The sequence below is a fragment of the Streptomyces sp. NBC_00988 genome (assembly GCF_045162645.1).
Lineage (GTDB): Bacteria > Actinomycetota > Actinomycetes > Streptomycetales > Streptomycetaceae > Streptomyces.
In genome coordinates this window covers 3,645,940-3,666,043 of the sequence record NZ_CP108730.1, presented here as the reverse complement: position 1 = coordinate 3,666,043, position 20,104 = coordinate 3,645,940, and the positions used below count along the sequence as shown (strand labels likewise).

Annotated in this window: 18 protein-coding genes; 8 read left to right on the top strand and 10 right to left on the bottom strand. The window is 70.2% G+C overall.

Features of this window, described 5'->3' with window-relative positions; all coding sequences use genetic code 11:
• The first annotated feature begins 73 nt into the window (after positions 1–73).
• Positions 74–721: a GntR family transcriptional regulator gene (locus OG496_RS16660; RefSeq protein ID WP_405971408.1), complete on the top strand. Its 648-nt coding sequence runs from the start codon at positions 74–76 to the stop codon at positions 719–721.
• 13 nt (positions 722–734) lie between these two features.
• Entirely contained in the window at positions 735–1,751 is a 1,017-nt protein-coding gene (locus OG496_RS16655; protein ID WP_405971407.1) for a 1-aminocyclopropane-1-carboxylate deaminase, read from the top strand.
• A 167-nt stretch (positions 1,752–1,918) separates the two neighbouring features.
• Here OG496_RS16655 and OG496_RS16650 read toward each other — a convergent pair whose 3' ends face one another.
• Positions 1,919–2,833 carry a LysR family transcriptional regulator gene (locus OG496_RS16650; RefSeq protein ID WP_405971406.1) on the bottom strand — a complete coding sequence of 305 codons (915 nt, stop codon included), beginning with the start codon at positions 2,831–2,833 and terminating at the stop codon, positions 1,919–1,921.
• Between the two features lie 91 nt (positions 2,834–2,924).
• Between OG496_RS16650 and OG496_RS16645 the strand changes: the two genes are divergently transcribed.
• Positions 2,925–4,265 (top strand): aspartate aminotransferase family protein, encoded by a 1,341-nt coding sequence (locus OG496_RS16645; RefSeq protein WP_405971405.1) that lies wholly within the window; start codon positions 2,925–2,927, stop codon positions 4,263–4,265.
• Positions 4,262–5,791 carry an amino acid permease gene (locus OG496_RS16640; protein WP_405971404.1) on the top strand — a complete coding sequence of 510 codons (1,530 nt, stop codon included), beginning with the start codon at positions 4,262–4,264 and terminating at the stop codon, positions 5,789–5,791. Before OG496_RS16645 ends, OG496_RS16640 begins: the two co-directional genes overlap by 4 nt.
• Before the next feature lie 77 nt (positions 5,792–5,868).
• On the opposite strand, the gene OG496_RS16635 is transcribed toward OG496_RS16640, so the two are convergent.
• Positions 5,869–7,323 carry an MFS transporter gene (locus tag OG496_RS16635; protein WP_405971403.1) on the bottom strand — a complete coding sequence of 485 codons (1,455 nt, stop codon included), beginning with the start codon at positions 7,321–7,323 and terminating at the stop codon, positions 5,869–5,871.
• A gap of 137 nt (positions 7,324–7,460) precedes the next feature.
• On the opposite strand from OG496_RS16635, the gene OG496_RS16630 reads away from it, so the two are divergent.
• On the top strand, positions 7,461–8,042 hold the full coding sequence (locus OG496_RS16630) for a helix-turn-helix domain-containing protein (protein ID WP_366494262.1): 582 nt from the start codon (positions 7,461–7,463) through the stop codon (positions 8,040–8,042).
• Between the two features lie 48 nt (positions 8,043–8,090).
• Here OG496_RS16630 and OG496_RS16625 read toward each other — a convergent pair whose 3' ends face one another.
• The 7 genes from OG496_RS16625 to OG496_RS16595 all read right to left on the bottom strand — a co-directional run bounded on the left by OG496_RS16625 (position 8,091) and on the right by OG496_RS16595 (position 15,531).
• Positions 8,091–9,284 (bottom strand): TerD family protein, encoded by a 1,194-nt coding sequence (locus OG496_RS16625; RefSeq protein ID WP_405976638.1) that lies wholly within the window; start codon positions 9,282–9,284, stop codon positions 8,091–8,093.
• Between the two features lie 113 nt (positions 9,285–9,397).
• Positions 9,398–10,387, bottom strand: a complete 990-nt coding sequence (locus OG496_RS16620; RefSeq protein WP_327404972.1) for a zinc-dependent alcohol dehydrogenase family protein — start codon at positions 10,385–10,387, stop codon at positions 9,398–9,400.
• Positions 10,384–11,232, bottom strand: a complete 849-nt coding sequence (locus tag OG496_RS16615) for a carbohydrate ABC transporter permease (protein ID WP_366494263.1) — start codon at positions 11,230–11,232, stop codon at positions 10,384–10,386. The genes OG496_RS16620 and OG496_RS16615 overlap by 4 nt, the downstream gene beginning before the upstream one ends.
• Positions 11,229–12,167 carry a sugar ABC transporter permease gene (locus tag OG496_RS16610; protein ID WP_366494264.1) on the bottom strand — a complete coding sequence of 313 codons (939 nt, stop codon included), beginning with the start codon at positions 12,165–12,167 and terminating at the stop codon, positions 11,229–11,231. The genes OG496_RS16615 and OG496_RS16610 overlap by 4 nt, the downstream gene beginning before the upstream one ends.
• Positions 12,164–13,534, bottom strand: coding sequence for a sugar ABC transporter substrate-binding protein (locus OG496_RS16605; RefSeq protein WP_366494265.1), 1,371 nt, complete (start codon positions 13,532–13,534; stop codon positions 12,164–12,166). The genes OG496_RS16610 and OG496_RS16605 overlap by 4 nt, the downstream gene beginning before the upstream one ends.
• Before the next feature lie 105 nt (positions 13,535–13,639).
• Positions 13,640–14,410 (bottom strand): DeoR/GlpR family DNA-binding transcription regulator, encoded by a 771-nt coding sequence (locus OG496_RS16600; RefSeq protein ID WP_366494267.1) that lies wholly within the window; start codon positions 14,408–14,410, stop codon positions 13,640–13,642.
• Positions 14,411–14,721: 311 nt separating this feature from the next.
• The gene (locus tag OG496_RS16595) at positions 14,722–15,531 is read right to left on the bottom strand and encodes an NAD-dependent epimerase/dehydratase family protein (protein ID WP_405971402.1); all 810 of its coding nucleotides are present in this window, start codon (positions 15,529–15,531) and stop codon (positions 14,722–14,724) included.
• A 241-nt stretch (positions 15,532–15,772) separates the two neighbouring features.
• Between OG496_RS16595 and OG496_RS16590 the strand changes: the two genes are divergently transcribed.
• Entirely contained in the window at positions 15,773–16,738 is a 966-nt protein-coding gene (locus OG496_RS16590) for a 5-dehydro-4-deoxyglucarate dehydratase (RefSeq protein ID WP_405971401.1), read from the top strand.
• Complete coding sequence (locus OG496_RS16585; protein ID WP_405971400.1) at positions 16,735–17,898, top strand: hypothetical protein; 1,164 nt, start codon at positions 16,735–16,737, stop codon at positions 17,896–17,898. Before OG496_RS16590 ends, OG496_RS16585 begins: the two co-directional genes overlap by 4 nt.
• Here OG496_RS16585 and OG496_RS16580 read toward each other — a convergent pair.
• Positions 17,835–19,142, bottom strand: a complete 1,308-nt coding sequence (locus tag OG496_RS16580) for an MFS transporter (protein ID WP_405971399.1) — start codon at positions 19,140–19,142, stop codon at positions 17,835–17,837. The genes OG496_RS16585 and OG496_RS16580 overlap by 64 nt on opposite strands.
• Before the next feature lie 153 nt (positions 19,143–19,295).
• Here OG496_RS16580 and OG496_RS16575 point away from each other — a divergent pair, with 153 nt between their 5' ends.
• A complete protein-coding gene (locus OG496_RS16575; RefSeq protein ID WP_405971398.1) occupies positions 19,296–19,886 on the top strand; it encodes a TIGR03086 family metal-binding protein in 591 nt (196 codons plus the stop codon).
• Positions 19,887–20,104 lie beyond the last annotated feature (218 nt).

Here is a 20,104-nt window from a genome sequence, read left to right as displayed (position 1 = left end):
GGCCACACCCATGTCCGGACAAGGGTGTGGGCGAGCCATTGACATCTAACATTTCAGTTCTACTATTCGATTCATGGAAGCCCTACGGCCCGTCCCGCGCACCCTCCTCCGCGACCGCGCCTACGAAGCGATCCGCGACGCCATCGTGGCCGGTGACATCGAGCCCGGCGCGGTCGTGCGGGACGCCGATCTCGCCGAGCGGCTCGGGTTGTCGCGCGCGCCGGTTCGCGAGGCGTTCTCGCGGCTGGTGGAGGAGGGGCTGCTGGAGAGCAAGCCGCAGAGCTACACCCGGGTGACGCCGGTCGTGGCCGCCGAGGTGCGGGACGCCGCCGCCGTGGTCGGGGCCATGCACGAGTTGGTGACGCGGGTCGCCGTACCCCTCTTGCGGGACACGGACGTCGACGTGATGCGTGCGGCCAACGACCGGTTCGCCGCTGCCGTGGCCGCCGGTGCCGTGGACGCGGCCCTGCGCGCCGACGACGAACTCCACGACGTACCGGTGCGGGTGAGCGGCAATCGCGCCGCCGCCGCCACCATCGCCCGCTACACCCCGCTCATCCGCCGGCTGGAGCGACGACGCTTCGGCGAGGGCGGCTCCTGCCGCTCGGCCGGACTGCACGAGCGGCTGATCGAGGCCTGCGCCGAAGGTGACGCGGACGGTGCGGTCCGCGTCACGGCCGACATCTGGCACACCCTCGCGGACCTGGCCGACGCCGACTGACCCTGGAGAACTCATGTCCCTTTCCTCGTACGACCGTTACCCCCTCCTCTTCGGCCCCTCACCCGTCCACCCACTGGAGCGCCTCACCGCCCACCTCGGCGGTGCCGCCCTGTGGGCCAAGCGCGAGGACTGCAACTCCGGTGTGGCGTACGGCGGCAACAAGACCCGCAAGCTGGAGTACCTCGTCGCCGACGCCCTCGCGCAGGGCTGCGACACCCTCGTCTCGATCGGCGGCGTGCAGTCCAACCACACCCGCCAGGTCGCCGCCTGCGCCGCCCGTGCCGGTCTCAAGTGCGTGCTGATCCAGGAGAGTTGGGTGGAGTGGCCCGACTCCGTCTACGACAAGGTCGGCAACATCCTGATCAGCCGGCTGGCCGGAGCGGACGTACGCCTGGTGAAGGCCGGGTTCGGTATCGGCTTCAAGGAGAGCTGGGAGCAGGCATTGAGGGAGGTCGAGGAATCGGGCGGTAAGCCGTACGCCATCCCGGCCGGCGCCTCCGACCACCCGCTCGGCGGCCTCGGCTTCGCCAACTGGGCCCACGAAGTCGCCGAGCAGGAGCGGGAGTTGGGCGTCTTCTTCGACACCGTGGTGGTGTGCTCGGTGACCGGCTCCACCCAGGCCGGCATGGTCGCCGGGTTCCGGGCGATCGAGGAGGCGGGCGGGCGCGAGCGCCGGGTGCTCGGCATCGACGCCTCGGCCAAGCCCGCCGAGACCCGCGAGCAGGTGGCCCGTATCGCGCACGGCACCGGCCAACTGATCGGAGTCAAGCGGGAGTTGACCGTCGACGACGTCGAACTGGACGACCGCTACCACGCCGGCATCTACGGCATCCCGGACGAGACCACCCTGGAGGCGATGCGCCTCGCCGCCCGCACGGAGGGGATGGTCACCGACCCCGTGTACGAGGGCAAGTCCATGGCCGGGATGATCGACCTGGTCGCCCGTGGCGAGATCGCCGCCGACTCCACCGTGCTCTACGCCCACCTCGGCGGCCAGCCCGCGCTGAACGCGTACAGCGCGCTGTTCTGACAGGGAGCGGGTCGCGACGGACGGGGTGCGGTCGAGCATGCGGACGCGTGCCCCGTACCCGTCCTGGGTCCGAGGGATGTCCAACTCCCGCTGGGCGTGCGGCAGTCGGAACTCTCCCGGGCGTCTTCCCGTGGTCCGCCCGCTGATCCGGACGGGACTGCCCGGGGTCAGCCACGCACGTGCGGGCCGTTTCCCTCCCTTGTGACCTGGGCCGCGATCCGGGCGAAATTGGCGGCGGACCGAGGTGCGTCCTCGCGGTGGACGACCGCCACCTCGCAGTCGGCCATGCCCTCGATGGGTACGTAGCGGACGCCCTGCCGGCCGTAGAGGCGGGCGACGGATTCGGGGACCACGGAGAGGCCGCGGCCGATGGCCACGGACTGCAACTCGGCCTCGAAGGTGGCTGCTTCATGGGTGATGTTCGCCGGGGTGCTGCGGTAGGAGGCGAGGATCCAGTAGTCCCGCCAGGCGTTGTCGCCGGGTGCCGCGACGATGGGCTCGGTCAGGACCTGTGCGACGGTCACCCGAGGCAGCGCCGCGAAGGGGTGCAGCGCGGATACGCAGGCCACGCACCGCTCGCTGAGCAGGGTGGTGGTCACCGCGTCCGGCACCCCGTCCAGCGGCGGCCGGACCAGGGCGACGTCGGTGTCCCCGCTGTCCAGGCCGCCGTTGGGGGAAGTGAAGTCGTACTCGGTGAGTTCGAGGGTCACATCGGGGTACTGGCCGGCGAATGCCCGCAGGATCGCGGGCACGTGATCGACAGCGGCTCCGATCAGGTAGCCGACGCGCAGTCGGCCGAGTTCACCGCTCGCCATCCGCGAGGACTGTTCCATCGCCACGTCGAAGCGGTCGAGGACGGCCTGCGCCTCGACGAGAAAGCGCTCGCCGTCCTGCGTGAGGGCGGTGGAGCGCGTTGTCCGCGCGAACAGACGGATGCCGAGCGCCGTCTCCAGCTGACGGATGGTGTGGCTCAGCGAAGGTTGCGCGATGTGCAACTGCTCGGCGGCCCGGGTGAAGTTCGCCGTCCGGGCGACGGCGACGAACGCACGCAGGTGCCGGAGCTCGACATTCATAGATGCCATCTATGAAGTCTACGGAATTCGGTCTTTCACAGGAGGGCAGCCCCGCTCCTAGCCTGCTGAGACACAGCTCACACCGCGAGACGGAGATATCGTGACGGACACCCTCATTCACCAGACACAGGCCCACGCCCGGGGCCGGGAGGTTCTGCTGCACGAGCCGGCGGGCGGCGATCCGGACAAGCTCACGCTCGTCAAGGCGCGTGGCTCGCTGGTGTGGGACGACGCGGGCAGGGAGTACATCGACTGCACCGCGCAGGCCTGGTCGAACAACCTCGGCGCCAATGACCCGCGCGTCATCGAGGCGGCGATCGAGCAGACCCGGCAGATCACCCATGCCCGGCCGACGTTCCACACCCCCGCTCTGCTGGAACTCGCCGAACTGCTCGTGTCGATAGCCCCCGACGGTCTGGACCGCGTCGGCTTCACCCTGCACGGCTCGATGGCGGTGGAGATGGCGCTCAAGCTCGCGCTGCGCAACCGCCCGGATGCCCGACACGTGGCCGTCCTGCACGACGCCTACCACGGCCGCTCGATCACCACCATGGCGGCGAGCTGGCCGCACCCGGGCAACGCCTTCGGGGTACTTCAGCCCCAGTTCCTCCGGCTCCCGCGGCCCGACCTGTACCGGCCGCGCCCCGGCCTGACCGCGGACCAGGACACCGAACTGTCGCTCCGGATCGTCCGCGAGATCCTCACCAAGGGCACCGAAGGCCCCGTCGCCGCGCTGGTCTACGAGCCCATCCAGGGCAACGGCGGCCACAACGGCTTCTCCGCACGCTGGCATCGCGGCATCCGCGAGATCTGCGACGAACTCGGCATCATGCTGATCATCGACGAGGTGCAGACCGGCCTCGGCCGCACCGGCCGCATGTGGGCCAGCGACTACTACGGCATCGAGCCGGACGTCCTCGTCTTCGGCAAGGGCGTCGGCGGCGGCTTCCCGCTCGCCGGAGTACTGGCCAAGAACCGCTTCGCCGCCTTCCTTCCCGGCGACGACCAGCTCACCTTCGGCCAGTTCCCGGTCTCCGTCGCCGCGGGCCTCGCCGCCGTCCGGGCGATCATCGACGACGGCCTGTGCGACCGCGCGGCCGCGCACGGCGAGTACGCCACCGAACGGCTGCGCGAGATGCAGACCCGTCATCCGCTCATCGGCGACGTACGCTCGCCGGGACTGATGGTGTCGATCGAGCTGGTCCGCGACCGGGTCACCAAGGAGCCGGCCACCACCGAGGCGCACGCCGTGTTCGAGCTGGCCCAGGAGCGCGGCGTCATCTTCGGCGAGAGCCGCTACGCCGGACTCGGCAACCTGATCAAGGTCAAGCCACCGCTCGACATCAGCCGGGACCACCTGGCCACCGCACTCGACGTCCTGGACGAGGTGCTGACCGAGGTCGAGAGGACCGCCGGGACCACCACAGGAGAGCTGTCATGACCGCTGCCGAAGACCTGTCGGCGAGAACCACCGACGCCGACGACCTCGCGGCGCTGGGTTACGGCCAGCAGCTGAACCGGTCGATGAGTTCCTTCACCGCGTTCGCGCTCGCCTTCTCGATGGTCTCCATCAACACCGGCATCGTCACCCTGTTCATGGACCCGTTCTCGCGGGTCGGCGGCGCCGCGGTGCTGCTGTGGCTGCTCGTCCTGCCCATGGTGCTCACCCTGGTCGCGGTCTACGCCCACCTGTCCGGGCGGATGCCGATCACCGGCTACGCCTACCAGTGGTCCAGCCGTCTGGTGGGGCCGCACTTCGGCTGGTTCACCGGCTGGATCGCGCTGGTCTCCTTCCTCGCGGGTACCGCCGGGACCGCCGCCGCGGTCGGCACGGTCTTCGCCCCGGAGATCTGGCAGCACCCGACCACCCACCAGATCCAGGCGTTGTCGATCGGCTGCACGCTCGTCGCCGCGGCGCTCAACATCATCGGGGTCAAGGTCGCGACCCGGATCAACAACATCGGCGCGTCGATCGAGTTGATCGGCACGTTCGTGCTGGTGCTGGTCCTGGCCGCGGGTGTCCTGGTGTTCTTCAAGCACACCCAGGGGCTGTCGATCCTCACCGACGCCAAGCCGCTGACCGGGAAGCCGGTCACGCTGACGAGCGTCGCGCTGGCCGGTCTGCTGCCGGTCTACGTGCTGCTCGGGTGGGAGGGCGCGGCGGACCTCGCCGAGGAGACGGTCGACCTGCGCAGGGCGGCGCCACGCGCCATGTTCCGCTCGGTCGTCGTCTCCGGGATCATCGGCTTCGTGGTCTTCGCCCTGCTGGCGATGGCCCTGCCGAGCAGTCCGGCGGCCTTCCTGACCGGGTCTGAGAACCCTGTGCTGAAGCTCGTCTCCGAGCAGATCGGGCCGTTCGCCCGGGCGCTGATGATCGTGGTGGCCTTCGCCTCCATCTTCGCCTGCCTCATCGCCAACATGGCGGTCGCCACCCGGATGGTCTTCGCGCTCTCCCGCGACAACATGCTCCCCGCGTCGAAGGGCCTGCAGAGCGTCGGGCGGCGCAGCAGGGCCCCGGTCCCGGCCATTGTCGCCGTCACCGTCGTGGCCGTCGTGCTCAACCTGCTCAACTCCGGACTGGTGGGCAAGATCTACGCGATGGTCGGGCTCACCTACTACCTGACCTACGCGCTGACGATGACCGCCACGGCGATCGCCGAACGGCGCGGCACCATTCCCGTGGCCACCAAAGGCGTCTTCGACCTCGGTCGCTGGCTGAACCCCGTCGTCGGGTTCGCACTCCTGTGGTGCGGCATCGTCATCGCCGTGCTCACGTTCCCCGCGGAGAACAACCAGAACGCCGTGACGGTGTCGGTCGTCCTGGTCGTCGGCTTCCTGTGGTGGGTGCTCGTCCTGCGACGCCGCCTGAACGCCGGTACCGCTGGGCCTCCGGGCGCATCCCGGACGCTCAGGGAGGCGAGCACGCGACCGGCCGAGCAGAACGCCGCTCCACCGCCGGCCCACTGAGCGGGACCATGTGCTCCGGGTGCGCGGGTGACGACGGTCCCCGCGCACCCGGGGCGCTGGTCCGCCCGACGAACCCGTCAGGGAGACACGCTCTGGGCAGCCCCCCGGGTCTTCCTGCCGGTGATCACGAACGCCGACACCAGCAGCGCGGTCAGGGCGATCAGCGCGCCGACGCCGAACGCCCGGGCCGAACCGTGGACGAGGATCTCGGACGGTGACCCGGTCGCATGCCGGGTCGCCGTACCGAAGACCGTGACCAGGATCGACAGACCGAGGGTGCCGCCGAGCCACTGCAGGGTCTGGAGGAGGCCGGACGCGGAGCCCGCCTCGCGGGGCTGGATGCCCGCGAGGATCGTCGCGTTGAGGGGCATGAAGCTGAGGCCGACGCCTACGCCCAGCAGGAGCAGTGGGCCCAGCAGTCCGGTCAAGTAGCCGTCGTCCGAGTGGAGTTGGGACAACCATGCCGCCGATACGACGAGCAGGGCCATGCCGGTGAGCAGGACCGGCTTGGCGCCGAAGCGGGCCAGCAGGCGCGGTACGAACCGGACGACGGTGAACATCACCAGGGTCATCGGCAGGAAGGCGAAGCCCGCGCGCAACGGGCTGTAGTCCAGGACCCGTTGGCTGATCAGGGTGAGGAAGTAGAAAGCGCCGAACATGCCCGCCGGCAGCAACAGGACGCCCACGTAGCCACCCGCGCGGTTGCGGCTGGTGAACAGGCGCAGCGGCATGATGGGTTGGGCGGCCCGGGACTCGACCAGGGTGAAGCCCGCCAGCAGGGCCGCCGCGAAACTGAACCCCAACTGCGCCTGCGCGTCGCCCCATCCGTCCGACGAGACCCGGATGAACGCGTACACCAGCGAGGTCATCCCGGCGGTGCCGGTGAGCGCGCCCGCCGCGTCGAACTGCCCTGCGTGGCGCGGGGTTTCGGTGACGAAGCGGGGGAGGGTGAGGGCCACCCCGGCGCCGATCGGCACGTTGATCAGCAGGGACCAGCGCCAGGAGGCCCAGGAGGTGAGCATGCCGCCGATGACCAGGCCTATCGAGGCGCCGATGCCGGCCATGGAGGTGTAGATGCCGAGCGCGTGGTGACGGCGCGGGCCCTCCGGGAAGTTGGTGGTGATCAGGGCGAGCGTGTTGGGTGCGATGAGCGCGGCGCCCACGCCCTGCAGCGCGCGGGCCGCGAGCAGCCAGGCGCTGTCGGTCGCGAGTCCGCCGAGGAGTGACGAGGTCGCGAAGAGCAGGACGCCGATCGTGAGCGTACGGCGGCGGCCGGCGATGTCTCCGACCCGGCCGCCCAGCAGGAGCAGCCCGCCGAAGGCGAGCGTGTAGGCGTTGAGGACCCAGGACAGCCCGGTGGGGCTGAAGCCGAGGTCCTTCTGGATGTCCGGCAGCGCTACGTTGACGACAGTGGAGTCGACGCCGACCATCAAGTAGGCGGTGACGACGACGAAGAGGACGGTACCGAGCCTGGCGGGTCGGGGTGGTGCGGAGAGAGCATCGGTGGTGGACGGTGCGGACGGGGTGGACATGGAGTTCTCCCGGTCTGGCGTCCCCGTGTGAACGGCGTGCGGGCAGCACGGACTGCCCGCGAAGGTAAGCGGGGACTGTCTCCGTTTAGTACTCGGTAAGATACGGAGACAGTCCCCGGTTCGCAAGGAGTATCTGGATGGCGCAGGTCAGACCCATGCGCGCGGACGCCCGGCGCAACTATGAGCGGCTGCTGAAGGTGGCGGCGGAGGCCTTCGCCGAGCACGGGGAGAACGCGTCCCTCGACGACATCGCCAAGCGCGCGGGGGTCGGGTCAGGGACGCTGTACCGGCATTTCCCCACCCGGCAGGCGCTGTTGGAGGCGGCCTACGTCGACCGGATCGAGGCGCTCGGGACCCGCGCCGACGAGCTCGCGAAGGAACTGCCCCCGGGCGAGGCGCTGGCCGAGTGGCTGTACGAGGTGTGCGTCGGCACGATCCAGGTGCGCGGGATGAAGACCCTGCTCGGCTCGGCCGTCACGGACGGCAGCAAGGCCGCGCTCACGGCCTGCGGCACGTCCATGACGGGGGCGGCGCGGCGGCTGGTCGAGGCGGCGCAGCGGGAGGGGACCCTGCGTCAGGACATCGAGCCGATCGAGGTCCTGCGGCTGGCCCACGGGGTATCCACGGCCTCGGAGCTGGCGAACGGGCAGGGGAAGTACATCCGCCGCTATCTGTCCCTGCTGACGGACGGGCTGCGGCCCGCCGCCCAGTCGGAGTGAACGCCGGGCGCCCCTCGGAAGGGGCGCCCGCAGCGGTCGTAGAGCTGCTTACAGTGACTGGGCCGCCGGCTTCACCATCCCCCGCACCGTGCGGGACTTCACGAAGTCGCCCATCGCTGTCATGTCCCATTCGCCGGAGAACTGCTTGACCAGCTTGGCCATCATCACCCCGGTTTGGGACTCGGCGTTGGTGAGGTCGAAGCGGACCAGTTCCTCGCCGGTCGCGGCGTCCAGGAGGCGGCAGTAGGCCTTGGCGACCTCGGTGAACTTCTGGCCGGAGAAGGAGTTGACCGTGAAGACCAGGCCGGTGACCTCCTGGGGGATGCGGCCGAGGTCGACCACGATCACCTCGTCGTCACCGCCGCCCTCGCCCGTGAGGTTGTCGCCGGAGTGCTTGATCGCGCCGTTCAGGATCGAGAGCTTGCCGAAGTAGCAGCTGTCGATGTGGTTGCGCTGCGGGCCGTAGGCGATGACCGAGGCGTCCAGGTCGATGTCCTTGCCGCGGTACGCGGGCTCCCAGCCGAGGCCCATCTTGACCTGGGAGAGCAGCGCGCGGCCGCCCTTGACCAGGGACACCGTCTGGTTCTTCTGGAGGCTGACGCGGCCCTTGTCGAGGTTGATCTTTCCGGCGCCGAGCGGCGGTGCGGCGGGCGGCGGCGGGGGAACCGCGGCAGCCTGCGGCACGGGAGGTGCCACCGGGGTCTGCACCGTCGGGGTGGGCGGGGCCACCGGGGCCGGAGCCGCGGCTGGTTCCTCCACCGAGACGCCGAAGTCCGTGGCGATGCCCGCCAGGCCGTTCGCGTAGCCCTGGCCGACCGCGCGGGCCTTCCAGACGCCGTTGCGGAGGTAGATCTCGACGACCACGAGTGCGGTCTCGGCGCCGAGCTGCGGGGGCGTGAAGGTGCCCAGGACGCTGTTGTCGTCCGCGTTGCGGATCGTGGCCGTGGGCTCGATGCCCTGGAAGCTCTGGCCGGCCGCGTCCGGGCTGGCGGTGACGACGATCTTCTCGATGCCCGGCGGGACGGCGCCGGTGTCGACGGTGATCGCGTCGGGTGCCGTACCGCCGCCGGAGCGGTAGGTCACGCCGGGGCCCGTCGGCTGGTTGTAGAAGATGAAGTCGTCGTCGGAGCGCACCTTGCCGTCGCCCGTGAGCAGCAGGCCCGATACGTCGAGCCGCACCGGGGCGGCGACGTCCACCGTCACGCGCGCGGCGGAGAGAGGGATGTTCGAGCCGGGGGTCATAGCTGTCATGACTCGTGAACGACCGAGACCATTTTGCCGTTCCCTTACCAAGCGACCAATTGGCCAACTCTTGGATCCACCGGCTCGAAACCGCCCCTGATCCCTTCTGCGGACTAGGGAATCACCACGATCTTCCGGCCCACCCCCGCCGCGAACTGCTCCAGCGCCTGCGGGTACCGCTCCAGCTCGATCCGGTCGCTGATGAAGATCTCCGGGTCGAGGACGCCGTTCGCGAACAGCTCCGCCGCCCGCTCGAAGCTGTGCAGCACCGCCATGGAGCCGGTGATGGTGATCTCCTGGTTGTAGATGCGGTACGGGTCGATCGACACCCGGGTCGCGTAGTCGGCCACCCCGAACTGCAGGAACGTACCCGCCTTCGCCACCCGGTCCAGGCCGTCCTGGATCGCCGCCGCGTTGCCGGTCGCGTCGACGACGAGGTCCCAGCCCTGCGGCCGGTCCAGCTCGTCCGCGTTCGCCGCCGACCCGGAGACCCCGAGCGTGCGGGCCGTCTCCAGGCGGGCCGGGTTCAGGTCCACGATGTCGACGCTCGCCGCGCCGGTCCGCTTGGCCAGCTCCAGCATCATCAGGCCCATGGTCCCGGAGCCGTAGATCAGGACATGGGCGCCCAGGCGGGACTTGAGGACGTCGTAGCCGCGCACCGCGCAGGACAGTGGTTCTACGAGGGCCGCGTCCTGGGTGCGGACGTGCTCGGGGAGTTTCACGCAGTTCGCCACCGGGGCGAGTGCGTACTGGGCCGCGCCGCCCGCCGTGGTGACGCCGATCGCGGCCCAGCGTTCGCAGAGGTTGTTGTGGCCGTTGCGGCACTGCCGGCACTCGTAGCAGTACAGGGAGGGGTCTACGGCGACCTGGTCGCCGACCGACACCTCGGTGACCTGGGTGCCGACCGCGACGATCTCGCCGGCGAACTCGTGGCCCGGCACGATCGGCAGCTTGGGCGCGAACTCGCCCTGGAGGATGTGCAGATCGGTGCCGCACAGCCCGCAGGCGGCGACCTCGACGACGACCTCGCGGGGGCCCGGCGTCGGGTCGGGGACCTCGGTGACGACGGCGCGGCCCACGGACTCGATGACGGCGGCCTTCATTTCACGGCTCCCAAGGAGAGGCCCTGGACCAGCTTGTCCTGGGCGGCGAACCCCGCGGCGAGCACCGGCAGGGAGACGACGAGCGACGCGGCGCACACCTTCGCCAGGAACAGGCCCTGGCTGGTGATGAAGCCGGTCAGGAACACGGGGGCGGTCTCGGCGACCACACCCGTGAGGACCCGGGCGAACAGCAGCTCGTTCCAGCTGAAGATGAAGCAGATCAGGGAGGTCGCCGCGATACCGGGGAGGGCGATCGGGGCCACCACGCGCGCGAGGATGGTCGGCAGCCGCGCGCCGTCGATCTGCGCCGCCTCGATGACGGCGACCGGGACCTCGGCGAGGAAGGACTGCATCATCCACACCGCGATCGGCAGGTTCATCGACGTGTAGAGGATGACCAGGAGCCAGATGTTGTCCAGCATCCCGGCGTTCTTCGCGAACAGGTAGATCGGCAGCAGGCCCGCCACCACCGGGAGCATCTTCGTGGACAGGAAGAAGAACAGGACGTCGGTCCACTTCTTTACCGGGCGGATCGACAGCGCGTAGGCCGCCGGGAACGCCAGCAGCAGCACGAAGAGCGTCGAAGCCACGGACGCGACCAATGAGTTGACCAGCGCGGGCCAGGGGCTCGCGCCGCCGCCCGTGCCGAAGAACTCCCGGTAGCCGCTCAGGGTGAGGGCGGCCCCGAAGGACGGCGGGTTGGTCGCCGCGTCGGTCTCCGAGTGGAAGGACGTCAGCGCCATCCAGGCGATGGGCAGGAAGAACACGATGCCGAGCACCCAGGCCACCAGGCCGAGGCCCGCGCCTTTGCGGCGGGCACGCGCGCGTACGGCGATGCTGCTCATGCGCGGGACGCCTCCTCACGGAACAGGGACGACACGACGCGCAGGGCGAAGGTCGCGATGATGATCGAGCCGATGACGACCAGGACGCCGGCCGCCGAAGCGAGGCCGTTCTCGTGGGCCTGGTAGAAGCTCTGGTAGACGGTGTAGGGCAGGTTGGCGGTGCCCAGGCCGCCCGACGTGATCGTGAAGACCGCGTCGAAGTTCTGCACGATGTAGATGGAGCCCAGCAGACCGCCGAGTTCGAGATAGCGGCGCAGGTGCGGGAGGGTCAGATAGCGGAAGACCTGCCAGTCGTTCGCGCCGTCCACCTTCGCGGCCTCGATCTGCTGCTGGTCGCGGCTCTGCAGTCCGGCCAGCAGGATCAGCATCATGAACGGCGTCCACTGCCACACCAGGGAGGCCTCGACCGCGAGCAGCGGGTTGTTGGAGATCCAGTCCGGCTGTGGGCCGCCCACATAGTGCAACAGCCCATTGAGCAGGCCGTATTCAGGGTTGTAGAGCACATGCTTCCAGAGCAGGGCCGCGGCCACCGGCACCACCAGGAACGGGGCGATCAGCAGGGTGCGGACGAAGCCCCGGCCGCGGAACTTCCGGTCCAGGAGCAGTGCGAGGAGCAGGCCCAGGACCAGGCTGGCCAGTACCACCGCCACGGTGAGCAGGACGGTCGTCCACACCGAGTGGCGCAGGTCGGCGTCGCTGAGGACCTGCTGGTAGTTGTCGAAACCGGTGAAGTGACGGGCCTTCGGGTAGAGGGCGTTCCAGTCGAAGAACGAGATCACCAGCGTGGCCACGAACGGGAGTTGGGTCACGACGATCATGAAGATCAGGGCGGGGAGCAGCGGGGCGCGGGTGGCCCAGGCGCGCAGTCGGTCCGAGGGCTGCCGCGCGGTACGGGTCGGGCTGGTGGCCAGAGGGGCCGTTGTCGTGGCGGTCATCGTCCCTCGTACTCCTTGGAGATCTTCTCGGCGAGTTTCTGGGACTTCTTCAGGGCCGAGTCGACGGACTGCCGTCCGGCGATGGCCGAACTGATCTCCTGCGAGACCTTCGTGCCGAGGTCGGTGAACTCGGGGATGTCGACGAACTGGATGCCGGGCGCGGGCCGCGGCTGCACGCCGGGGTCATTCGGCTTGGCGCCCTCGATGGCCGCCTTCGTCATCTCCTGGAAGGCGGCGGCCTCCTTGACGTAGTCCGGGTTCGTGTACGTCGAGGCGCGCTTGCCGGCCGGCACGTTGGACCAGCCGTCCGTGTCGCCGACCAGCTGCTCGTACTGCTTGCTGGACGCCCAGGACACGAACTTCCAGGCCTTGTCGGAGTTGTGGGACGCCTTCTGGATGCCCCAGGCCCAGGTGTAGAGCCAGCCGGATGAGTCGGTCTTCTCGACCGGGGCGGGGACGTAGCCGATCTTGCCCTTCACCGGGGAGCCCTTGGCCTCCAGCGAGCCCGCCGCCGAGGTGGCGTCGTACCACATGGCGACCTTGCTCTGGGTGATGTTGTTGAGGCACTCGGCGAAGCCGGACTGGGCCGCGCCGGACTCACCGTGCTTGCGGACGAGGTCGACATAGAACTGCGTCGCCTTCTTGAACGCGGGGGAGTCGAGCTGCGCCTTCCAGTCCTTGGTGAACCAGGTGCCGCCGAAGGTGTTCACGACGGTGGTCAGCGGCGCCATCAGCTCGCCCCAACCGGGCAGCCCGCGCAGGCAGATGCCCTTCATGCCCGACTTCGCCCCGTCGACCTTGGCGGCCAGGTCGGCCACCTGGGTCCAGGTCGGATGCGCGGGCATCGTGAGGTTCTTCTCGGCGAATATGTCCTTGCGGTACATCAGGAAGGACGACTCGCCGTAGAACGGCTGCCCGTAGAGCTTGCCGTCGTCGGCGGTCAGGGACTCCCGCATCGGCTTGAGGATGTCCTGCTCGTCGTAGGCCGGGTCCTTCGCGACGTACGAGTCCATCTCGTGCAGCCAGCCGTTGCGGGCGTAGATCGGGATCTCGTAGTTGGAGAGGGTCGCCACGTCGTACTGGCCGGCCTGGTTGGCGAAGTCCTGGCTGATCTTGTCGCGGACGTCGTTCTCAGGTAGCACCGTGAAGTTGACCTTGATGCCGGTCTCCTTCGTGAAGTGCGGGGCCAGCTTCTGGAGTTCGGTCATCTGGGGGTTGTTGACCATCAGGACGTTGATCGAGTTGCCGCCTGATCCGGCGCCGCCCGCTCCGACCCAGCAGCCGGAGAGCAGCGGGGCGAGCAGCGTCCCTACGGCGGCCAGGGCGAGCGTGGCTCGCGGCGGCCGTCGTCGGCTCTGGGTTCGCATGGATCGCTCCTGCAGATATGGGGAGAAAAAGGGTGCGCACGGGAATGGCACACCCCTGGTGGGTGAGTTGGGATTTCAAACGGTGTGCTGGACGCTCAGGACGTTCTAGACGCGGATGACCTGTGGCCCCAGCAACGAGTAGCGGTGGGCTTCGGCCGACGGGAGCAGCGTGCTCGTGACGATCGTCTCCAGGGCGCCGATCTCGGCGAACCGGCAGAAACTGACCGCCCCGAACTTGGTGTGCACGCCCGCGAACACGGTGCGCCGGGAGGCGCGGATGGCCTGTGCCTTGACCTCGCTGACGGCGGGGTCGGGCGTGGTCAGGCCGTGTTCGCGGGAGATGCCGTTGGCGCCGATGAAGGCGAGGTCGAGGACGAAGCCGGCGAGCATCTTCGTCGTCCAGTGGTCCACGGTGGCGAGGGTGCCGTGCCGGACCCGGCCGCCGAGCAGCAGCACCGAGGTGTTCTCCGACTCGGCGAGCACGCCCGCCACGGGCAGGGACGCGGTGACCACGGTCAGCGGCCGGTCCCTGGGCAGCGCCTCGGCGATGAGCTGTGGGGTGAAGCCCTCGTCGACGAAGACGGTCTCGGCGTCCCCGAGCAGCTCGGCCGCGGCGATCGCGATCCGGCGCTTCTCCGGGACATGGCTGGTGGCGCGGAAGGCGAGCGTCGTCTCGAAACCGGCGCTCTCCACGGGGTAGGCGCCGCCATGGGTCCTGCGGACCAGCCCGTGGTCCTCCAGGGCCCGCAGATCGCGCCGTACGGTCTCCTTGGCCACGCCCAGCTCGGCGGCGAGCGCGGTGACGTCGACCGAGCCGGTGCGGCGCGCGGCCCGCACGATCTCCCGCTGACGTTCCTCCGCCGAACTCGTGCTCATGGCCGACACCGCCTTCCCGCTCACCTGGAGTACTGCCCGTTCGGGCCCGGTGGGACCCTTGGGGGAAGTTCTACAGCGGGTGCGCGGCACTGACCAGGCCTGTTGCACGCCCGATGCTGCCCGTGTGTGACCGTTTACCGGGCGCTGTGCCCGTCGCGGACCTGCGCGGCTGTGCGCCGGGGCGTGAGATCGGGCAGCGTCCGTGCCCGAACATGCCTGCGGGCGGGCCCGTTCGGTGCCCGCCCGCGTCTCCGGAGTCCCTTTTCCCGTCGGTACGACCGGATGTACGGCCCGCGTCAGTACCGCCCGTGTCAGTACGGCCAGATCGGCGGGTCGCTCACGAAGTGGCCGCCGAGATAGGCGTGCGCCTCGACGTCCGGCTGGAGCTCGCCCTGTTCGGCGATGATCTTCTCGGCGTACGGCTCGGAGTCGTCCTGCGGCTCGTAACCGAGTGCCCGCGCGGTCGACAGGTCCCACCACAGGCGGGTGTTCGCGGAGGAGCCGTAGACGACGGTGTGCTGGACGTCCTCGGCGGTGAGGGCCGCGCGGAAGAGGCGGGCGCCGTCGGCGGGGCTCATCCAGACGGACAGCATGCGCACGCTGCTGGGCTCCGCGAAGCAGGAGCCGATGCGTACGGAGACGGTCTCCAGGCCGTGCTTGTCCCAGTAGAGCTGCGCCAGGTCCTCACCGAAGGACTTCGACAGGCCGTAGAAGGTGTCGGGGCGGTGCGGGGTGTCGATCGGGATCAAGGGGTCGTCGCCCTGGGGCCTCGGCGTGTAGCCCACCGCGTGGTTGGAGGAGGCGAAGACGACGCGGGGGACACCCTCCTCGCGGGCGGCCTCGTAGAGGTTGTACGTGCCCTCGATGTTCGACGCGAGGATCTTGTCGAAGGAGGCTTCCAGGGAGATGCCCGCGAGATGGATGATCGCGTCGACGCCCCGCACGGCCTCGCGGAGCGCCGCCCGGTCGGTGAGGTCGGCGGTGATCGCGTCCGGCTCGCCCTCGATGGGCCGGAGGTCGAGCAGCCGGAGGTCGTAGCCGTAGGAGGGGAGCAGGTCCCGCATCAGGGTGCCGAGCCCGCCTGCGGCGCCGGTGAGCAGAACGGTGCGGGGAGCGGGCATCCTCGGTCTCCTTGGAATCGACAGCGACTGGCTGGCCTCATTCGTGAATGGTATTCACATGCATGGATAAGCTAGGGATCGGCCGCCATGCCCGTCAAGTGTGGCGTGGACCTGGGAAATCTGCTTCCTTCTTGCTCATTTGCCTGCTTGACCCACCCTGAGGCAGATCCTTAGGGTGGGGCTGTTCAGAAATGTAGACGTTGATCAGAAGAACGTACGCGCCTGTTTCAAGGGAGAGCCCGTGACGCCAGCCCCTCTCGCCGACCGGCTCAGTATCCCCAGCGGGCCGCTCTTCTTCCCCGTCACCGCCTACGGCCCCGACGGCTCCGTCGACCTCGACGTCTACCGCGCGCATGTCCGCCGGGGCGTCGAGGCCGGGGCCGCCGCCGTGTTCGCGTGCTGCGGCACCGGGGAGTTCCACGCGCTGCTGCCCGAGGAGTTCGAGGCGTGCGTACGGGCCGCCGTGGAGGCAACCGAGGGGCGGGTGCCGGTGATCGCGGGCGCGGGCTACGGCACCGCGCTCGCCGTACGGTACGCACGGCTCGCGGAGGCCGCCGGGGCGGACGGGCTGCTCGCCATGCCGCCGTACCTCGTGGTCGCCGGGCAGGAGGGGCTCCTGCGGCACTACCGCGAGGTGGCCGCGGCGACCTCGCTGCCCGTCATCGTCTACCAGCGCGACAACGCGGTCTTCACCCCGGCCACGGTGGTCGAACTCGCCCGCACCGACGGCATCATCGGCTTCAAGGACGGGCTCGGCGACCTCGACCTGATGCAGCGGATCGTGAGCACCGTACGCGCCGAAGTCCCGGGCGAATTCCTCTACTTCAACGGACTGCCGACCGCCGAACAGACCCAGCTCGCCTACCGGGGCATCGGCATCACCCTCTACTCCTCCGCCGTGTTCTGCTTCGTCCCCGAGATCGCGCTCGCCTTCCACCGCGCGCTCGCGACCGGCGACGACACCATGGCCAACCGCATCCTGGACGGCTTCTACCTGCCGTTCGTCGAACTGCGCGCCCAGGGACGCGGATACGCCGTCTCGCTCGTCAAGGCGGGTGTGCGCATGCGGGGGCTGGACGTCGGCGAGGTCCGCCCGCCGCTGACCGAACCGACCGAGGACCACGTCAAGCAGCTCGCCCAACTCATCGAACGCGGCTACACGTTGATCGAGTCAGAGGTCGCGTCGCGGATCGAGGAGGGCGCGTGAAGGCATCGGCGTTCGTCTACCCCTGGGATGTCAACGGCGACCCGGAGGCGGGCGCCAGGATCGCCCAACTCGGCGTCCAGCAGGCGACCTTGGCCTCCGCGTACCACTCCACGCGCGCGCTGACCCCCCGCCACCCGCGCCACCGCGTCGTCACCGCCGAGCACGCGGCCGTCCTGTACCCGCCGGACAACCGTTGGCAGGGACGGGAGTTGAGGCCGTACGCGGCCGGCGACTGGGCGCCGGGCGACGCCTACGGCGAGGCCGCCGCGGCTCTCGCGGACGCGGGCCTGGAGGTACACACCTGGGTCGTCCTCGCCCACAACTCCCGCCTGGGCGCGGACCATCCGGACACCTCCGTCGTCAACGCCTACGGCGACCGTTACCCCTGGGCGCCCTGCATCGCACAGCCCGCCACGCGCGCGTACCTCGTCGACCTCGCCGCCGAGGCAGCCGTACGCCCCGGCGCGCGCGGCACCGAACTGGAGTCCCTCGGCTGGTACGGCCTCACCCACCTGCACGCCCACGACAAGACCGCCGGCATCCCCCTCGGGGACGCCGGCCAGTACCTGATGGCCCTGTGCTTCTGCCCGACCTGCCAGGAGGGCTACGGCGAACAGGGCCTCGATGCCGACGAGTTGGCGGCTGTCGTACGCGCCGCGCTGGAACCGGTGTGGCAGGGCGCGCCCTCCGACGGCGGCTGGGCGGGGGTCGAGAAACTCCTCGGCGACGCGAACGCGACGGCCACACGCGCGTGGCGCGACGACCGGGCCCGCACCCTCCAGGAGACGGCGGTCGCTGCGGTCCGCGCGGCCGCACCCGCCGACTTCCAGGTACTCCTCCACGCGGACCCGGTGTCGTACCACTGCGGAGCCAACGCGGGCGTGGACCCCGGCCACATCCTCTCCGTGGCCGACGGCGTGATCGTCCCCTGCACGGGCGGTGCGGGCCTCCTGACCCCGTTCGCCGAACAGGGCGTGGACGGGGCCGTGTTGGCCGCCAACTTCACGGTGGTCTCCGGGATGGGCGGCCGACCGGGAGCGCTTGCGGCCGACGCCGAACGGGCACGGGGCCTCGGGGCGACCGAACTGCGGCTGTATCACGCGGGGTTGGCGTCGGAGGGCGACTTGGCGGAGGTTCGGGGGGCGTTGGCCGGGCTCTGAGGCGGGGCTGGGTTCGGGGTGGGCAGGGGCGTGTCCCGTGCCGGCAACGCCCGAGATGCCCCCGTCCCAAGCACCGCCAAGAACAAGCCAGTTGCGAACAACGCCACCCCGGTCATCACCAACAGCACCCGGAAGTCGGCCAGTTCGACCAGCGCCGCTCCCGCCCCCAGCCCGATCACGTTCGGTGTGAAGATCAGCGTGTTGGCGGTCGCGCTCGCCCGGCCCAGCAGCGGGCCCGGCACCTCACGCTGTACGGCGGTGAACGCGGCGATCAGCGCGCACGGCAGCCCCAGGCCGATCGCCATGCTGCTCGCCAGCACCACCGGGTCGGACGGTACCGCCCGCGCGGCCACCGCGACCGCGGTGAGCGCGATCCCCGCCGCCCCGAACCGGCGCTCGCCGAGCCGTCGCAGCGCGGGCCCGGAGACCAGCCCGACCGCCACCGAGCCGATGCCCTGGGCCGTGTACAGCACGCCGGTGTAGGTCGGGGCGTGCCCGAGGGCGTCGACGAGGGCGTAGGTCGTGGAACTGCTCAGGGAGGCGAGGAACATCATGGCGCCGCCCGCCAGGACCAGCGGGCGCAGCAGAGGGTGCCCCCACAACTCGCGTACGCCCTCAGCGGTTTGCGTCCTCCAGGTGCCGGCGGGGCGCTTCGGCCGTTCCTCGTGCACGCGGACGAGCAGCCACAGGCCGGCTGCCAGAGCGAACGTGACCGCGTCCAGAAAGCCCACCGCGGACCCGCCGAACGCGGCGTACAGGCCCGCGCCCGTCAGCGGCGCGACCAGCTTCATGCCCTCGACGGCCGTCATCCGCAGCCCGTTGAAGTCACCGAGGAGGTCCCGGTCGACGGCGGCGGTGAGGAGGGCCGACTCGGCGGGGTCCTGGACGACGACGGTGGTGCCGTAGACGAACAGGACCACGAAGAGGAGCCACAGGTCGGCGCGCGAGTGGACGGCGAAGAGGGTGAGGAGGAGGGCGGCCAGGCCGAGGTTCGTCCTGATCAGCAGGGGTTTGCGGCGGACACGGTCGGCGATCGTGCCGAGGGCCGGGCCGAACAGGGTGGGCGCCCAGATCGCGAACACGCAGAGCGCGGCCAGACCGTTCGAGCCGGTGAGGTCCTTCACCCACACGCCGGCCGCCAGGTTCATCGCGGACGAGCCGAAGGCGGACACCACCAGGCCCACGAAATACAGCCCCGCGTTGCGGTCCCGCAGGATGCGCGTGACGGTCCAGTTTGTCGTCATGCCTGGTCATCGTGGGTCTAAGGCGGGGGCGGTGGCATCGGGCAGGTGCCGTAGAAACGCTCGGTGGTGGAGGCGTGGCGGGGGCGCGCGATGAGTTTCGGGACGGCCGTCGGTCTACCCCATGAGCGGAGCCCCATCCCTGAGGAGACTCGCATGACCGACGACACGATCCTCGACCTCGGCCCCCAGACCCGGGTCATCGCACGGCTCGCCGAGGGGGTGACCGACGAGCAGCTGACGGACGGGACGCCGTGTCCCGAACTCGCCGTACGCAACATGCTGGGGCACGTGCTCGGCCTGTCCGTCGCCTTCCGCGACGCCGCGCGCAAGGACCTGGGCGTCACGACCGACACCAACCCCGGCGCCGCCGCCCCGGACATCGGCCCCGGCTGGCGCGAGCAACTCCCCAAGGTCCTCGACGACTTGGCCGAGGCCTGGCGCGACCCGGCCGCCTGGACCGGCATGACCCGCGCGGGCGGTGTGGACCTCCCCGGCGCGGTCGCCGCGGCCGTCGTCGCCGACGAACTGGTCATCCACGGCTGGGACTTGGCGGTGGCCACCGGCCGCCCCTACGACCCCGACCCGGCCGTACTCCAGACGTCGTACGGCTTCCTCCTCGCAGCCACGCAAGACCCGACCCGCGGCGGCGGCATCTTCGGCCCGGTGATCCCGGTACCGGACGAAGCACCGCTGCTGGAACGGGCGTTGGGGCTCAGCGGGCGCGACCCGGGGTGGAAGGCCTAGCGGGAGCCGGGGGAGGCCGCCGGACGGAGCGGGCCGGGGTGGTTTGCTCCGGCGGGGAGAGCGGCGCGCCGTGAACCGCCGGGGGTGTGGCGCCGGTCGCTGGTGTCAGCGTGCACCCGGAGCCCGGAGCCCGGAGCCCGGAGCCCGGAGCCCGGAGCCCGGAGCCCGGAGCCCGTATGCCCCGTGAGCCGAAACGGCGTAGGTGGCTCGGGCCCTCG